This is a genomic window from Streptomyces sp. NPDC059852 (genome assembly GCF_042731455.1).
Taxonomy (GTDB): Bacteria; Actinomycetota; Actinomycetes; order Streptomycetales; family Streptomycetaceae; genus Streptomyces.
The window spans coordinates 134,647-149,450 of sequence record NZ_JBHWJK010000001.1 but is presented as its reverse complement, the minus strand read 5'-3'; the positions used below and the strand labels follow the sequence as shown (position 1 = coordinate 149,450).

19 protein-coding genes are annotated in these 14,804 nt (G+C 72.5%); 9 read left to right on the top strand and 10 right to left on the bottom strand.

Going from position 1 to position 14,804, the window contains the following annotated elements:
- The first annotated feature begins 140 nt into the window (after positions 1-140).
- Positions 141-518 (top strand): DUF6223 family protein, encoded by a 378-nt coding sequence (locus tag ACFV46_RS00700; protein ID WP_376726673.1) that lies wholly within the window; start codon positions 141-143, stop codon positions 516-518.
- Positions 519-745: 227 nt separating this feature from the next.
- On the opposite strand, the gene ACFV46_RS00695 is transcribed toward ACFV46_RS00700, so the two are convergent.
- A complete protein-coding gene (locus ACFV46_RS00695; protein ID WP_385496573.1) occupies positions 746-1,513 on the bottom strand; it encodes a hypothetical protein in 768 nt (255 codons plus the stop codon).
- A 175-nt stretch (positions 1,514-1,688) separates the two neighbouring features.
- Between ACFV46_RS00695 and ACFV46_RS00690 the strand changes: the two genes are divergently transcribed.
- On the top strand, positions 1,689-2,123 hold the full coding sequence (locus ACFV46_RS00690) for a hypothetical protein (RefSeq protein ID WP_385496572.1): 435 nt from the start codon (positions 1,689-1,691) through the stop codon (positions 2,121-2,123).
- 13 nt (positions 2,124-2,136) lie between these two features.
- Here the strand turns inward: ACFV46_RS00690 and ACFV46_RS00685 are convergent, their stop codons facing one another.
- The gene (locus ACFV46_RS00685; RefSeq protein WP_385496571.1) at positions 2,137-2,919 is read right to left on the bottom strand and encodes an SDR family oxidoreductase; all 783 of its coding nucleotides are present in this window, start codon (positions 2,917-2,919) and stop codon (positions 2,137-2,139) included.
- Positions 2,916-3,824, bottom strand: coding sequence for an NAD-dependent epimerase/dehydratase family protein (locus ACFV46_RS00680; RefSeq protein ID WP_385496570.1), 909 nt, complete (start codon positions 3,822-3,824; stop codon positions 2,916-2,918). The genes ACFV46_RS00685 and ACFV46_RS00680 overlap by 4 nt, the downstream gene beginning before the upstream one ends.
- Before the next feature lie 90 nt (positions 3,825-3,914).
- Between ACFV46_RS00680 and ACFV46_RS00675 the strand changes: the two genes are divergently transcribed.
- Positions 3,915-4,874, top strand: a complete 960-nt coding sequence (locus tag ACFV46_RS00675; protein ID WP_385496569.1) for a D-2-hydroxyacid dehydrogenase family protein — start codon at positions 3,915-3,917, stop codon at positions 4,872-4,874.
- 17 nt (positions 4,875-4,891) lie between these two features.
- Here ACFV46_RS00675 and ACFV46_RS00670 read toward each other — a convergent pair whose 3' ends face one another.
- The 5 genes from ACFV46_RS00670 to ACFV46_RS00650 form a co-directional block, all read right to left on the bottom strand.
- The gene (locus tag ACFV46_RS00670) at positions 4,892-5,470 is read right to left on the bottom strand and encodes a DUF2087 domain-containing protein (protein ID WP_385496568.1); all 579 of its coding nucleotides are present in this window, start codon (positions 5,468-5,470) and stop codon (positions 4,892-4,894) included.
- A gap of 64 nt (positions 5,471-5,534) precedes the next feature.
- On the bottom strand, positions 5,535-6,395 hold the full coding sequence (locus tag ACFV46_RS00665) for a tyrosinase family protein (RefSeq protein ID WP_361924841.1): 861 nt from the start codon (positions 6,393-6,395) through the stop codon (positions 5,535-5,537).
- A complete protein-coding gene (locus ACFV46_RS00660; RefSeq protein WP_385496567.1) occupies positions 6,379-6,879 on the bottom strand; it encodes a tyrosinase family oxidase copper chaperone in 501 nt (166 codons plus the stop codon). The genes ACFV46_RS00665 and ACFV46_RS00660 overlap by 17 nt, the downstream gene beginning before the upstream one ends.
- 112 nt (positions 6,880-6,991) lie before the next feature.
- Positions 6,992-7,582, bottom strand: coding sequence for a vitamin K epoxide reductase family protein (locus ACFV46_RS00655; RefSeq protein WP_385496566.1), 591 nt, complete (start codon positions 7,580-7,582; stop codon positions 6,992-6,994).
- Positions 7,583-7,680: 98 nt separating this feature from the next.
- A complete protein-coding gene (locus ACFV46_RS00650; protein WP_361924837.1) occupies positions 7,681-8,439 on the bottom strand; it encodes a beta-glucanase in 759 nt (252 codons plus the stop codon).
- Between the two features lie 326 nt (positions 8,440-8,765).
- On the opposite strand from ACFV46_RS00650, the gene ACFV46_RS00645 reads away from it, so the two are divergent.
- The 4 genes from ACFV46_RS00645 (at position 8,766) to ACFV46_RS00630 (ending at position 10,585) form a co-directional block, all read left to right on the top strand.
- A complete protein-coding gene (locus tag ACFV46_RS00645; protein ID WP_361924835.1) occupies positions 8,766-9,032 on the top strand; it encodes a hypothetical protein in 267 nt (88 codons plus the stop codon).
- Positions 9,033-9,474: 442 nt separating this feature from the next.
- Positions 9,475-9,822: a hypothetical protein gene (locus tag ACFV46_RS00640; RefSeq protein ID WP_361924833.1), complete on the top strand. Its 348-nt coding sequence runs from the start codon at positions 9,475-9,477 to the stop codon at positions 9,820-9,822.
- A gap of 61 nt (positions 9,823-9,883) precedes the next feature.
- A complete protein-coding gene (locus ACFV46_RS00635) occupies positions 9,884-10,204 on the top strand; it encodes a hypothetical protein (RefSeq protein WP_361924832.1) in 321 nt (106 codons plus the stop codon).
- 60 nt (positions 10,205-10,264) lie between these two features.
- Positions 10,265-10,585, top strand: coding sequence for a hypothetical protein (locus ACFV46_RS00630; protein WP_361924830.1), 321 nt, complete (start codon positions 10,265-10,267; stop codon positions 10,583-10,585).
- 157 nt (positions 10,586-10,742) lie between these two features.
- Here the strand turns inward: ACFV46_RS00630 and ACFV46_RS00625 are convergent, their stop codons facing one another.
- Complete coding sequence (locus ACFV46_RS00625; protein WP_361924892.1) at positions 10,743-11,024, bottom strand: hypothetical protein; 282 nt, start codon at positions 11,022-11,024, stop codon at positions 10,743-10,745.
- A 162-nt stretch (positions 11,025-11,186) separates the two neighbouring features.
- Positions 11,187-11,837: a hypothetical protein gene (locus ACFV46_RS00620; protein WP_385496565.1), complete on the bottom strand. Its 651-nt coding sequence runs from the start codon at positions 11,835-11,837 to the stop codon at positions 11,187-11,189.
- Between the two features lie 370 nt (positions 11,838-12,207).
- On the opposite strand from ACFV46_RS00620, the gene ACFV46_RS00615 reads away from it, so the two are divergent.
- Both ACFV46_RS00615 and ACFV46_RS00610 read left to right on the top strand, forming a co-directional pair.
- Entirely contained in the window at positions 12,208-13,347 is a 1,140-nt protein-coding gene (locus ACFV46_RS00615) for a glycosyltransferase (protein WP_385496564.1), read from the top strand.
- On the top strand, positions 13,344-14,801 hold the full coding sequence (locus ACFV46_RS00610) for an exopolysaccharide biosynthesis polyprenyl glycosylphosphotransferase (RefSeq protein ID WP_385496563.1): 1,458 nt from the start codon (positions 13,344-13,346) through the stop codon (positions 14,799-14,801). Before ACFV46_RS00615 ends, ACFV46_RS00610 begins: the two co-directional genes overlap by 4 nt.
- Positions 14,802-14,804 lie beyond the last annotated feature (3 nt).

Sequence of the window (14,804 nt, the reverse complement as noted above, 5' to 3'; positions counted from 1 at the left end):
CCGCCGGTGCGGTAGCCGGATGCCGCGGCGGCGGCAGCGGAAAGTGCCTGCGGCTGCTGGACGACCCGCTGGAGAACAGTGAGCACGCTGTGAGGGAGGTGGAGTCGCACCTGCGAGGAACAGCAGCGAAGGAGGGCGTCATGAGCGCTTCAGCAGTACTGATCGCGGCCGCTGAGGGCGGGATCATCGGTGATGGGCGGACGGGGGCCAACCTGGCCCTCGGAACGGGGGCGCTGGGGCTGGCCATCGGCTGGCTGGTGGCGGGTCGCGTCGCCCGTCGGCGGGCCGGTACCAGCAGCGCACGCACCGGCGGGTGGGCGGCCGTCGCGGTGGGAACGGTGGGTACGGTCCTCGCGGTGCTCCACCTGGCCACGGCCAGCGGCGGTCCCGGGACCGGCAACGGAATCGTCGGCGCCGTCGTGGCCGTTCCGCTGGGGCTGGGCGCGGTGTTCCTCGGCCGCCGGGCTCTGACCCGGTTCAGCAGTTCAGGGTCGCGAGCGGAGGGGACGACCGTCTGAGCGGCGCGCGGTCACGACGCGTGGTGCGACGCGTGTTGCGACGAGCTGTACGCACCAGGCCGACCGACAGCGACGGAGGCCCGCGGCGGCTGGTCACCGCCGGGGGCTTCGTCAGCCCCGCTGACGGGCGGGGCCGGTGATCAGTGGCGGGCTACCGATCCGGCGGCACGAGGTCGCGTCGGAACAGGTCGCGCGGTCACCGAAGCCGTCGCGCCGGCCGCCGGCCGTCAGTAGCGGTGGCCCGGCCAGTGCGGATCCGTGTAGCGGTCCCTTTCCGGGAGTCCGAGGAGCCGTATCCGGTGCTGCAGGTCCGCCGGAGCGCCCGACTCGCGAAGCCGTACGGTGGCGGGGCCGAGGAGCCAGGTGGTCAGCTCGATGCGCATCTCCTCCTCGTCGTGCTCATACCAGTCGACGTGCCACGGCAGACCGTCTCCCAGAAGCTCGTACTCCCATTCCGCGGCCGCCTCGGCGAGGCGTCGGTCGCTGAGGTGCCCGGTCTCCTCGTCCCAGGCGGCAAGCCAGGGGCCGACCGTTCCGGACGCCTCGGCGCACATCGCGAAGACCTGGTGCGCCGGCACGGCCGCATCCGGATCGGTGAGGCTCTGCACCCACCAGGCACGCAGGAACTCCCCCACCGGATCGGCATGCTCGTCGGGCCACTGCTGCCAGCGGGCTCGGGCGAAGGAGTACCCGGCCTCTTCCAGCCCGAACAGCGGCTCCACCCGACCAGCGACCAGGGCAGTGGCGAACTGGGGCAGGATGCGCCGCAGCACGGCGGAGTGGTCGCCCCAGTCGGTCGCCCGCCAGGTCCGCTGCAAGAGGTCCGGGTCCAGCTCCACATCAGGAGTCTTCAGAAGGGACAGCTCCTGCGGACTGCCCCAGTGGCACTCGCAGTTGTGCTCGTCCGGCTGGGCGGTCATACCCCGGAAGGTGACGGAGAGGGTGTCCAGTGCCGCGCTGAGACGGCGGCGTGCTGGATGCTCGGCCATACGCATGATGTGCCTGGCTTTCGAGGACTCCGTACGGCTTCCGCCGGCCGAAGATCGACACCCTACACGGCTAGGTGCGCGGTCTCTACGCCGTTCCGGACGAGGACGTGAAGCCTGCGGACCGGTGGAGGTGGAACGCGGAACCGGGTGCCGTCGGTGTCCACCCCGCCCGGAGGGAATCGTGACCTACCAACTCAGCTTCTTCTGCCGGTCCGGCGAAGAGAGCGCCGACGAGGCGCTGGATCGGCTGTTGGATCGGCTCCTGGAGGACGGTACCGGGCTCGTCGGTGAGTGGAGGGGGCCATACGAGGAGGACGTCGCCGTCTTCAGGCTCGGTACTCCTGGCAGGGAGTGCGACGACAGGCCGGCCGCTGATCTGCTGACCCTCGAAGTGCACGTGGGCGTGGCCGCGATCGCGGAGTCCGTGATCGCCGCGTCACCCCAGGACGAGCACGGCATCTGGGGGTGCGATCTGCTCGCGACCGTCACCCTCGGCGGCGACCGCCCGGACTGGGCCCTGGTCGACCGGATCTGGGCCGCCCTGAGCAGCCTGTGGAAAGCCGTCCCGTGGGACGAGGCCTCCGGGTTCGCCGTGGTCGGCGGGCTCGATGCCTGACGATTCGGCCCCCTCACATGTCCGTGCCCCCGCTCACCTCCACGTACTGCCCCGTGATCCAGCGTGAGTCCTCCGAGGCCAGGAAGGCCACCACGTCCGCCACGTCGGCCGGCGTGCCGATGCGGCCGAAGGCGGAGCGGGAGGCCAGGGCCGCTCGGGCCTGCGGGGTCGTCCTGCGGCGGGCGTTCATGTCCGTTTCGACGAACCCCGGGCCGATGGCGTTCACCGTGATCCCGCGCGGGGCGAGTTCCTTGGCCAGGGCCAGTGTCATCGTGTCCAGCGCGCCCTTGGACATCGCGTACGCCAGCGATTCGGGGAACGCCCGCCGGGACGCGAGGGACGAGATGTTGATGACGCGGCCGCCACTGCGCAGCCGTGGCAGCGCCTGCTGCACCAGAAAGAACGGTGCCTTCGCGTTGACCGCCATCATGCGGTCGAAGATCTCGGGCACCGCCTGCCCCACCGGGCCGGAACCGCTCACCCCCGCGTTGTTCACCAGGATGTCGAGCGCGCCGTCCCCGGGGCCCTGTTCCTCCGTCAACCCCGCGTCGAACGCCTCGAACACCGCCTCCGCGTCCCCCGGCACCCCCAGTACCGCCCCCACCGTGAACGCACGCCCGTCCGCCTCGCGTATCCCCGCCACGACGTCCCGTGCCGCGTCCTCGCTGTGTCCGTAGTGCACGGCGACCAGCGCCCCGTCCCGGGCCAGCCGTCGGGCGATCGCCGCGCCGATGCCCCGGCCCGCCCCCGTCACCAGCGCCACCCTGCCCGCCAACGGGCGTACGCCGGCCGTCACGGCGTTCCCAGGCAGGAAGCCACCGAGACGTCCTCGGCCCCGTCCCCGGACACCCCGTCCCACCATTCGTCGTCCACGAACCAGTGGTCCACCGCCAGCATGTCCAGGTGGTGCAGCAGACGGGGCTCGTCCCGTAGTTTCGCCCGGGCCTCCTCCAGCGTCAGCGGAGGTCCCGGCATGGGCAGTGCCAGGTGCCCCGACACCGCCTCCACCAGTTCCGACGTGTGCGCCGGGCGCGGGTGGTTCACGTGGTGGGCTCCTGTCGGGGCGTCGTCCGACAGGCCCACCGCCGCCACCGCCTTCGCCAGTGCCGTCACCTTCACGAAGGAGTGGCGGGTTTCGCAGTGCAAACGCGCCCCCAGTCCGGCCAGCAGGGCCCCCACCCCCGGCACCACCCACCGGTCGCCGGCGCCCAGCACCAGGTGGGGGCGAAGGACCACGCCGCCCGCGTCCAGTACGCAGCGTTCCGCCGCGGCCCGGGCGCGGCTCGTCGGGGACGCGGGGGCCAGTGGCACCTCGGCCGGAAGGGCACGCGTGAAGGGGCCCCGGCCGTATACCGCGGCCGTGCTGACGTACACGATCCGCCGCACCCCTGCCCGGACCGCCTCCTCGACGAGTGCGCGCGTGCCGTGTTCGTTCACCGACCGCGTCAGCCGTTCGTCGGCGCCGACGTGCGAGGCGCAGTGCAGTACGACGTCGACACCGTCGCAGACACCCCGCAGGGTCGCCGGGGCGGTCAGGTCCGCCCGTGCCGTCTCCAGTCCGGGTGACGTGTCCGGCGCGCCCCGCATGAGCAGCCGGACCTCAGGCCCGCCGGCCCCGCCCTCCCTCAACTCCCCGAGCGCCGCCACGACATGGCCGCCGACGAAACCGCTGCCTCCGGTGACGAGTACGCGTGGTGACAAGGTGTCCCTCCCTGACGATCACCGTACAACCGCCAGTCGCGGATCCCTTCCGTAGAGTCCCCCCATCGGAACCGACGGAGGAGTGATCCCGTGCGTCTGCGCTGTGCCCTGCTCGACGACTTCCAGGACGTGGCCACCGGCATCGCCGACTGGTCGCCGGTCGCGGACGACGTCGAGGTCGTGCCGTTCACCACGCACTTCCCGGACGAGGACACCCTCGCGGCGGCGCTCGCCGACTTCGACATCGTGGTCACCCTGCGCGAACGGGTCCCCTTCCCGGCCTCCCTCCTCGCCCGGCTCCCCCGGCTGAAGCTGCTGGTCGCGTCCGGGATGCGCAACTCGGTCATCGACTACGCCGCCGCCGAGGCGCACGGCGTCACGGTCTGCGGGACGGCCAGTTCCTCGACACCGCCCGTCGAACTGACCTGGGCGCTGCTGCTGGGACTCGCGCGCGGGATCGTCGAGGAGAGCCGGGCGCTGCGGTCCGGTGGGCCGTGGCAGAGCACGGTCGGCGCCGACCTGCACGGGCGGCGCCTCGGGCTGCTGGGTCTCGGCAGGATCGGCAGCCGGGTGGCCCAGGTCGGTTTGGCCTTCGGGATGCGGGTCACCGCCTGGAGCCAGAACCTCACCACGGAGTACGCCGACGAGGTGGGCGTCCATCTGGCCGCGTCCAAGGAGGAGTTGCTGGCCGACAGTGACTTCGTGTCCGTGCATCTCGCGCTCAGCGACCGCACCCGGGGGTTGCTCGGTGCGCCCGAACTCGCCTTGATGAAGGGGTCGGCGTATCTCATCAACACGTCCCGGGCGGCGATCGTCGACCAGGACGCCCTGCTCGCCGCCCTGCACGAGGGCCGTATCGCGGGCGCCGGCGTGGACGTCTTCGACGTGGAACCGCTGCCCGCCGGCCATCCGATGCGCACGGCTCCCCGGCTGCTCGCCACCCCGCACCTCGGGTACGTCTCGCAGGCCAACTACGCCACGTACTACGGGCAGGCCGTGGAGGACATCCGGGCCTACCTGGACGGGGCTCCGGTGCGGCGGCTTCCCTGAGCCGGCGGGGGAAGGGGTCAGGCGGCCCCGTCGTGCGGGGGTGCGGCCGGGCGGCGGTAGACGCCGTCGCTGCGGTGCAGATGGTGCAGGTCCACGAGGTAGCGGCGCAGGGTCACATGGTCGATCTCGTCGCTGTCCTCGCACCAGGCGCGCAGCTTCGCGTCGACCGTGCGCTCGGGGTACTCCATACCCGGCTCGAACGTCTGCTCGGCGATGTGGCGCAGGACGAGCTTCTTTCGGGTCCAGCGCGCGGGCAGCCGTACGAGACGGCCGTCCTGTACGAAGGTGCGCAGGACCACCTCGGTCTGCCCGGTTCCCCGCTCTTTGGTCCCGGGGTCGCGCCGGGCGTCCGCCCGGGCCCGCGCGCGGAACACCTCGTAGGCCACGCGCAGGTCTCCGCCCTCGCCCGTGGTGACCGCGCCCTCCTCCCGCAGGCGCCGCAGGGCCGCCGCTGTCTCCCTCGAGGAGAGGGCGGCGGTCCGCGCGACCTGTTCGGGGGTGCCCGCGCCGAGTGCCACGGCGGCGAAGGCGCGGGCGCGGCTCTCCTCGGCGAACAGCCGGGCGAACGGTTCCGCGGTGTCGGGTTCGGTGACCATGCGGGGAGGCTAGTGGGCCCGGGATCGCCGCGCCGAGCGATTTTCCCGCGGCCGGGGCCACGTACTACGCGTACCGGTAGATCGCGGAGACGTCCTCCAGTTCGTCCGGCGTCACGTCCCACGGCGGCAGCTTCTCGTGCCGGGCGACGATCCGCCGGTACTGGTCGCTGTCCTTGCCGGGCGGGCGTGCCGGGAGGTAGCGGTGCTTGCGGTGGCGTTGCTGCCAGCGCTGCCACTGCAGGTCGATGAAGGCGTGGACCAGCCAGAAGACGGGGTCGTTGACGGACGCGCCGCCGACCATGTGGCCGCCGACCCAGCGGTGCACGCGGTTGTGGTTGCGCCACGAGTCCCGGCCGCGGCCCCAGCCCTCCAGCTTGTTGCGGAAGCCTCGCGAGGAGGTGGAGTTCCAGGGGGCGACGTCGTACACGGGGTCGTCCAGCGCCTGCTGGAGGTCGGCTTTCGTGGGCAGGTCGATCGGTCCGCGGGAGCGGCCCAGGTCACGGGTGAGGAACACGCCGTCCGAGACGCCCGCCCGGATGGTCCAGTGGCCGCCGCGGTAGGCGAACGGGCCGGTCATCACCTGCCGGTCGCCTTGCCGGCCGTTCCCGCCCAGCAGGTCGTCGGTCCAGGGCACACCGGTGGTGCGGCGGTCGCGCGTCCAGTCCCAGTACGGCACCGTCACCGAGGAGTCGACACGGCGCAGCGCGTTCTCCAGGTCGAGCAGGAACCGGCGGTGCCAGGGGAGGAAGGACGGCGCCATGTGGGCGGCGCGCAGGCCCCGGTCGCCGTCGCCGACGAAGTGCGCGATGTGCAGCCGTACGAAGTCGTCGTACACACCGCGCCGTTTGACCTCGAGGAGCGCCTCGACGAACCGGCGGCGCTCCGTGCGGGTCAGCCGGCTGACGTCCTTACGCACGTACGCCATGCGGTGCCTCCCTGTGCGGGTGGCCGCCGTGGAGGGGGCCGGGGGCGAGGTCGCGCAGCCGGCCGCGCGGGCCGAGTTCGTCGACGGCCGCGCGGGTCGCCTCCAGCGGGGTCCGGTACCAGCCGTAGTGGTCGACCATGCTCAGCCAGGAGCCGTCGGCGCGGCGCATCAGGTGCAGGGGGCGCCCGTCGACGGTGACCTGCCATTCGACGGCGGGGGCGGCACGGCTGCCGAGGGCGACCGGCGCGCCGCGGATGCGGCGGCCCAGGTAGGTCTCGTCGAAGGGCGCGTCGGCGCCGGGCACGGGGGCGTCGGGGCCGGTGGGGTGCGGGCGGGACGCGGTGATGAGCGGGGCCAGCGTCACGACGGCGGCGGTGAGCAGCCGGCGGCCCGCCTCCCTGCGGGTCGGCGGCATCGGTTCACCGGTCGCGGAGGTGTCCGTCCGCCGTTCCTTCGGCGGTTCCTGGCCCGCGCTGAACTCCATGGCTCACTCACCCCTCGTACTGTTCGGCTGTTCGTACGAGTAACAGTCCGGGTCGCCGCGCGGTCACCTCCGGCGCCCGAGGGGGGTCGTGTCGCCCCGGGTGCAGCAATGGTCAGCTTGTCCAGAAATCCCACCAGCGGGTGAGGATGAGCATGCCGATGACGCCGAGGTGCAGGACCGGCAGGACCCAGGTGAAGTCGGCGAGGAAGGACCGCACCGGGGTGGGGGCGGGCAGGAGGCCGGTGCGGACGACGAAGGACGTGACGTACCAGAACAGGGTGATGGTGGCGATCCAGGCCAGGCAGCACCACAGGCACAGCGCGTTGATCCGGTACAGCGACTCGAACTGCAGCCAGGAGACGAACCCGACACCGAAGAGGCAGCCCGCCTCGAAGGCCAGCCAGTACCAGCGCGGGAACGCGGCGCCCGCGAGCAGGCTCACGCCGACGCAGACGACGACGCCGTACGTCACCAGACCCAGCATGGGGTTGGGGAACCCGAACACCTCGGCCTGGTCGCTCTCCATCACGCTGCCGCAGGACAGCACCGGGTTGAGGCTGCAGCCGGGGGTGAAGTCCGGGTCCTGAAGCAGCTTGAACTTGTCGAGCGTGATGACCCAGGAGGCGAGCAGCCCGGCCGCTCCGCACAGGACGAGGAGCAGGGCGTACGGGCGGCTGCCGCGCGCCGTGGTGTCGGTGGCCATCGCGCGACCCTACCGGCGGCGGGGCGGCGGTCCGGCCCGCGCTCACCCGGGCAGCCGACCGGTTGCGGGCCGGCCGCCCGATCGAGGGATGCCGGCGGTCAGCGGTGGACGCGCACGTAGTCCACGCCGAAGGTGATGGGCGCCGGGCCGCAGGGCGGCGGGTGGTGCTCCCCCGCGCACAGCGACAGGTTGAGGACCAGGTACGCCGACCAGTCGGGGCCGACTCCCGTGCCGTCGGCGTAGACGCGCTCGCCCTCGACGAACCACTCGACGCACCGTTCGCCGTAGGTCGTGCCGATGGTCACCCAGGTATCCGGGGCGATGGCGCGGCCGTCGGTGTGGTAACTCGTGGCGTCACGGACGTGGTTGGACAGCTCCAGCAGATGCGGGTTGTCCGGGTGGTACTCGAAGGTGTCCACCTCGTTGGCGCCGTCCTTCCAGGTCCACAGGGCCGGCCAGGCCCCCGTGGCGGAGGGCAGCAGGACCCGGGTCTCGATGTGGTCGCCGGTCCTGACCTGGAAGCCCTCCTCGGAGTACTCGGTGGTGAGCAGGCCGGTGCGCCAGGCGGGCAGGCCGTTCTCCAGGGTGCGCCCGCACGGTGCGGCGGCGAAGGTCGCCACCGAGCCGGAGACGGTGACGCAGTGCGGGTCGAGCCAGTCGAGCTTGTTGTCGTCCGGGTTGTGGTCGCAGTAGCGGTAGGCGCTGGTCCGGTCACCGACCCATCGGGCGCCCCAGTCGATGGGGGCGTCGAACTCCTCCGCCCAGACGAGGGTCCGCTCCGGGTTCCGGGGTGCCGCGAACTTGACACCCTCGGTGATCATGGTGGCGAGCGCGCTGAAATTCAGCTTTCCGATCATGCACGTGGTGTACCAGAACTAGGGGCACCATACGATGAATTGATTCGCGGACCAGATGCCAATCCCTCCGAATGCCTCTGCGTAATGCATTCTTCACCCCGACCGGTTTCACGCGTATGGAGCAATGGGGCGCATTTTTGCCGCGGGGGGACTGCTATGTTCTCCCACCGTTGGATCAGAGGAACTTTCATGCGAGGTGAATCATGAAGAAGGCAGTTTTCACCACTGCGGCGTTGGCTATCGGTGCGGGTCTTGTGGGCGGTTCGGCCGTCGCGGCGTCGGCCGCCACGGGGGGTGCGGGCTCGTCCACGGGTCCGCTCGGGCTGATGTCCCCGACCAAGGTGTCCCCGGCGGTCCTGCCGGCGACCGATGTCGTGACGCGGCTGGCCAAGGAGGGCAAGGTCGCCAACGGCACCGCGTTCGACCAGAAGTCCGGTTCGGTGTCCGGCATCTACCTGGACGGCATGGACCCGAACGCGGCCAAGAAGCCCACGATCCCGGTGAAGAACCCGGCGGGCAGCGGTTCCGTCGAGGTGCACCCGCTGAAGGCGCCGACCTCCGCCGGACTCGGCACCCTGCTTCCCAAGAAGTGACGGCCCGGCCTTCTCACACGCCGGCAGCCCGGCGAGAGCCGGCTCCGGACATCACGAGACTCTGATCCGGTTCCCGGCGGCCGAAACGCGGCGGCAGGCCCTGGACGCTGGATACGGACCCGCGATTCCAGCTCCGTGGACGACGGGCCCGCCGGCCGACCGGCCCCCGTGAACCAACTCTCCGGCCCACCGGCCCTCCCCTTGCCGGTGGGCCGGACGCATGTCGCCCATCAGGCCGTGAGCGAAGCCATATTCGGGCCTTGGCGCCAATAGCACGGACGGCCCCGGAATGAGCCTAAAGCGGACCGACCCGCATGGCGCGCTCATTGAGCCATCCGAAGGAATCTCTGCGCGTTTGATTGTTCTCGCCGTGACTTATGCCTGCATATACGGGTTTCCTTTTCGTAAGCGTGCGCAACCGTGAATTCAGGAAGGAACCGAGTTGCCCAGGAAGTTCGCGGTCATCACGGCCCTCGCCCTCAGCACCGTCGTCGGCAGCGCCGGCATCGCCTCCGCCGGCGGCAGCTACGGCGGCGACGGCTCCACCAGCTCCAGCACCACCGTCAAGGGCGGGAGCGGCTTCTCCTCGTCGCCGGTCGTCGTGAACGCGCCGCAGCAGGGCGTTCTGATCGCCAACGGCACCCTCGTCGACCTTCGCTGCGCCGTGCCGTGGTCCAACGGTGCCGTCCTCGGGGCCGTCATCGCGCCCGACTCGCACTACGTCGGCTGCAACACCGGCAAGGTCGAGCAGGGCCGCAAGGCCGTCCACGGCGGCGGCCTGCTCTTCTGACTCCTGCTCCGACCGCGTGTCAGCAGGTAAAACCACAACGCAGCCAGGAAAGGCTCAGCACATGCGCAACAAGGTTACGGCCATTTCCGCGGTCGCCGCGGGCATCGTCCTCGCGACCGCCGGCTCCGCCGCGGCCGACAACGGCAACACCACCGTCAAGGGCGGCAGCGGCTTCTCGTCCTCCCCGGTCGTCGTGAACGAGCCGCAGCAGGGTGTCATCGTCCTCAACGGCACCGCCGTCGACGGCCGTTGCATCGCCCCCTGGTCCAACGGTGCCGTCCTGGCCGCCGTCATCGCCCCGAACTCGAAGTACGTCGGCTGCAACACCGGCACCGTCGAGCAGGGCCGCGGCTCCCTCCACAAGGGCGGCCTCCTTTTCTGACCCCTGCTCCGAGCGATTCGCAGCAGGTAAACCCACACGCAGCCCGGAAAGGCTCAGTACATGCGTAACAAGGTTACGGCCATTTCGGCCATCGCCGCGGGCATCGTTCTCGCGACCGGCGGCTCCGCCGCGGCGGACAACGGCGACACCACCGTCAAGGGCGGTAGCGGTTTCTCCTCGTCCCCGGTCGTCGTGAACGGCCCGCAGCAGGGCCTCGCCGTGGTCAACGGCACCCTGATCGACGGTCGTTGCATCGCCCCGTGGTCGAACGGTGCCGTCCTCGGCGCCGTCATCGCCCCGAACTCGAAGTACGTCGGCTGCAACACCGGCAAGGTCGAGCAGGGTCGCGACTCGGTGCACCTGGGCGGCCTGCTGTTCTGAGCGGTCCGTTCTGAGCACAGCGTCGTCCGATGGCGGTCCCCGGTTCCCCGGTGGGCCGCCATCGGCGTGTCCGGGCGCTGACCCCTCCATGCCGAAGGGGCCGGCTCCGTGGGTACGGAGCCGGCCCCTTCGCGTCGCGCCGGACGACGCGGCGACGTCACCTGTTGATCGGAAGGCCGCCGAGCAGCTTGCCGTCGACCGGGTTCGGCAGGGTGCCGCCGAAGACCGGGGTCTTCACGACGCCGGAGTCCTGGACATTGGCCTTCACCTTTTCCGCCGTGCGCTGCACGTTCTTCGTGGCGGAGGGAAGGCTCCGGGTGACCGCCGTGCCGTTGTCGGCGATTCCCTTCCCCGGCATGTTCACGGCGGAGGCGGGAACAGCGGCGCCGGCGATCGCCAGCGATCCGGCGACCACGGCAGCAGCCTTCAGGTTCTTCATCATGTGCCTTTCCAGGTGAATCCATACGTGGTTCTCCTGGGCTAACGACACGGGAACTCGGCGGAAACTCCGCGGTCGTCGAGTTCCTGGAATTCATACGAAAAGACCCGTCGGGCCGGCGGGGCCGGTCCGACGGGCCGTGGAATCGGCGGCTGCTTCGCCTCAGGCACCGGTCCCGGTCTCGGCGGGCGGCAGGCCGGGCAGACGCGTGGCGGGCAGGCCGCGGTCGAGCAGGGTGGCGACGGAGACGTCCACGAGCTTCTTCACCACGTCGTCGGCCGCCGGGTCCACCTGCGCGGTCCCGCCCGACAGCAGGGCGGCCAGGAGGTCGTCCACGGCCTTGCCCAGGGCGTCGAGGGCGCCCGGTGTGAGGTCGGAGGCGGTGGCCTCCGTGCCCACGCCGGTCTCGGCGAGGGCCTCCTCGCGCGCCTTCGCGGCCTCCTCGCGGGCCTGTTCGGCCTCCTCACGGGCGGCCGCCAGCTCCTTCTCCGCCTCGGCCAGCGCCTCCTCGCGGGCCTGGGCGACGGCCTCCCGGGCCGCGTCGGCGAGCTTCTTCGCCTCCGCCGCGGTGAGCGGGTCGTCGTCCGCGGCGAGCGCGGAGTCCAGCAGCCGGGTCACGGGGGTCAGGACGGTGCCGAGGCCGGCCAGCGCACCGGTCTGTCCCCGCAGCACCGCCCGCTGGTCCGCGGCGGCCGTCCGGGAGGCGGGGCGGGTGTCGTCGGGGCCGGCGGCGAGAGCCGGCGCCACCGCACCCAGGAGGAGAGCCGCGCACAGGGCCGAGGAGGCGATGTGCCGGGTGGTCGGAGCACGCAATGGAGTATCCCTCCGGCGAGTTTCGGGTCGTGCGATCACCGTCTCCGCCGTCGGCCGGGCTGTCGAATTCGGCGGCACCGAACAGGGCACGGGACCTGCTGATCGGGTGGACGCCGGAAACCACCCGGACCACGGCTCCAAACGGGTGGTCCGCCACGGGAAACCGCTCGGGAAACGGGTCCGCTCCACGATCGCCGACCCTATCGGCGATAAATATGGATAAGTGGCTGGTGCTGTTCATCTCATGTGTCCAGAAGGCCGTTCGGAGCACAGGGCCAGGTGAACAGGTGCGGAATCTTACAGCGGGGACGCGCGCCACACATTCGTGTTGCTGGTTCGGACTCTTTTCTGCGGAAGGGCAGCCTCGGTCATGCGCGTTGTGCCGCACATCCTGCATGTCGCCCAGCCCGTCGAGGGCGGTGTGGCGCGGGTCGTGGCGGACCTGGCGGCGGCTCAGCTCGCCGCCGGGTGGCGGGTGACGGTGGCCGCTCCGCCCGGCGGCACCCTGACGGACACGCTCACCGCGCTGGGCTGCGCCGTACGGCGCTGGGACGCGACCCGTGCTCCGGGACCCCGGCTGCCCGGCGAGGTGGGGCGGCTGGCACGGCTGGTGCGTGAGGTGCGGCCCGATCTGGTGCACGCGCACAGCGCGAAGGCGGGGCTCGCGGCCCGGCTGGCGGTGCGCGGCGCCCTGCCGACCGTGTTCCAGCCGCACGCCTGGTCGTTCGAGGCCGCCGGTCCCGTCGTGAACCGGATGGCGCTGGGCTGGGAGCGGTGGGGGGCGCGCTGGGCGTCCCGGGTGCTCTGTGTGAGCGAGGCCGAGCGGCGTACCGGGCGGCGGCACGGGATCCGGGCCGAGTGGCGAGTGGTGCCCAACGGGGTGGACACCGGCAGGTTCAGGCCGGAGGGCGGGCGGGCGGACGCGGAGGGCGCGCCACTGGTGGTGTGCGTGGGCCGGCTGTGCCGTCAGAAGGGGCAGGACGTGCTCCTCGCCGCCTGGCCGGAGGTGGCGCGGCGCGTGCCGGGCGCCCGGCTGGTGCTGGTCGGTGACGGTCCGGACGGGGAGCGGCTGCGGCGCGGCGCGCCCGCCCCGGTGCGGTTCGCGGGGGCCGTGGCGGACGCCGCGCCCTGGTACCGGGCCGCCGACGTCGTCGTCCTGCCGTCCCGGTGGGAGGGGATGGCGCTGGCGCCGCTGGAGGCCATGGCGTGCGGCCGGCCGGTCGTGGTGACGGACGTCGCCGGGGCCCACGAGAGCCTGCCGTCCGCGGCGCGCGCGGCCTGCCTGGTGCCGCCGGACGACCCCGGGGCGCTGGCCCGGGCGCTCACGGCGCTGCTGCTGGACGCGCCGCTGCGCGCGGAGCTCGGCGCGCTGGCCCGGGCGCACACGCTCGCCGCCCACGATCTGCGGCGCGCCACGGACGCCGTGACCGACGTGTACCGCGAGCTGCTCGGTGGTCCCACCGCGCCGGTCGTCGGACCTTACGAGGGCAGGAAGTGCATCTCCACATGACCGCGGAAAGCTTCGTCGCCTCGCCCGCGGGGCAGCACCGGGCGCCCGAGGGCGCCCTCTCCGTTCCGGCCCCCGGTGGGCTCCCCGGCGGACGCGGTCCGGCCGCCGGGCGCGGGCCGCGCCGCCGGCGGCCGGACGCGCGGCTGCCGCTGTGGTTCTCCGACGGCGTCGCGGTCCTGGCGGGGGCGCTGGCGCTGCCCGCCGCCCACCGGGATCCGCTGGTCCTCGCCGTGCTGGCGGTGGGGGTGCTCGCGCTGAACCGGTGGGCCGGGCTGGACGACACGTCGCTGGTCCGGGGGGCGCTGGACGACGTACCGGCCGTCTGTGGCCGGATCGCGGTCGGCTGGGCGGTGGTGGCGGCGCTGTCGCCGCTGCGGTCGCTGTCGCCGTCGGCCCTGATCGCCGTCGTCGCCGTGCACGGTGCGGCGGCGTGCGCGGGCCGGGCGGTGGTGCAGGGGCTGCGGCGCCGGGCGCTGCGGCGGCGGCCGTGTCCGGCGCTGGTCGTCGGTCCGGTCGCGACGGCCCGGCAGGTGGCCGCCGCGCTGCTGCGCCGCCCGGACTGCGGGGTGCGGCCGGTCGGGCTGGTCGCCGACAGCCCGGACGAGCGCGGTGACGTGGTCGACGAGACAGGGCTGCCGGTGTGCACGACGGCCCTGGAGGCACGCCGGGCGGTGGCCCGCGACGGAGTGGGGGCGGTGCTGGTCGTGGGGGCCGCGACCCGCGTGGAACAGGCGGCGCTGCTGCGGGGGCTGGCCGCGTCGGGGTGCGCGCTGTGGGAGCTGGACGCCGACCGCGGGCCGTACGGTCTGGGCGGCCGGACCGGGCATCTGGCCGGGTTCCCGCGCAGGCCGCTGCGGCAGGAGGACGGACGGCGGCCCGGCGCGGGCCTCAAGCGGCTGCTGGACGTGCTGCTGTCGGGCGCGCTGCTGGTGCTGACCGGCCCGGTGCTGCTGGGGTGCGCGCTGGTGCTGCGGGTCATGGACGGGCCCGGCGTCGTCTTCCGGCAGGAGCGGGTCGGGCGTGACGGGCGGCCGTTCACGATGCTGAAGCTGCGCACGCACCGGCCCGCCAGCGAGCACGAGGCGGCGACCCGCTGGAGCGTGGCGAACCAGCAGGACATGAGCCGCTTCTGCCACTTCCTGCGCCGTACCTCCCTGGACGAGCTGCTCCAGCTGTGGAACGTCTTCCGCGGGGACATGAGCCTGGTCGGCCCGCGGCCCGAACGGCCGTACTTCGTGGAGCGGTTCAGCCAGGCCCACCCCGGCTATCCGGCGCGGCACCGGATGCGCACCGGGATCACCGGGCTGGCACAGATCAACGGGCTGCGCGGCGACACCTCGATCGAGGACCGGGCCCGCTACGACAACGCCTACATCGACGACTGGTCGCTGTGGCAGGACGTCTGCATCCTGCTGCGCACGGCGGCCCAGTTCGTCCGGCCGACGGGGAGCTGAGCT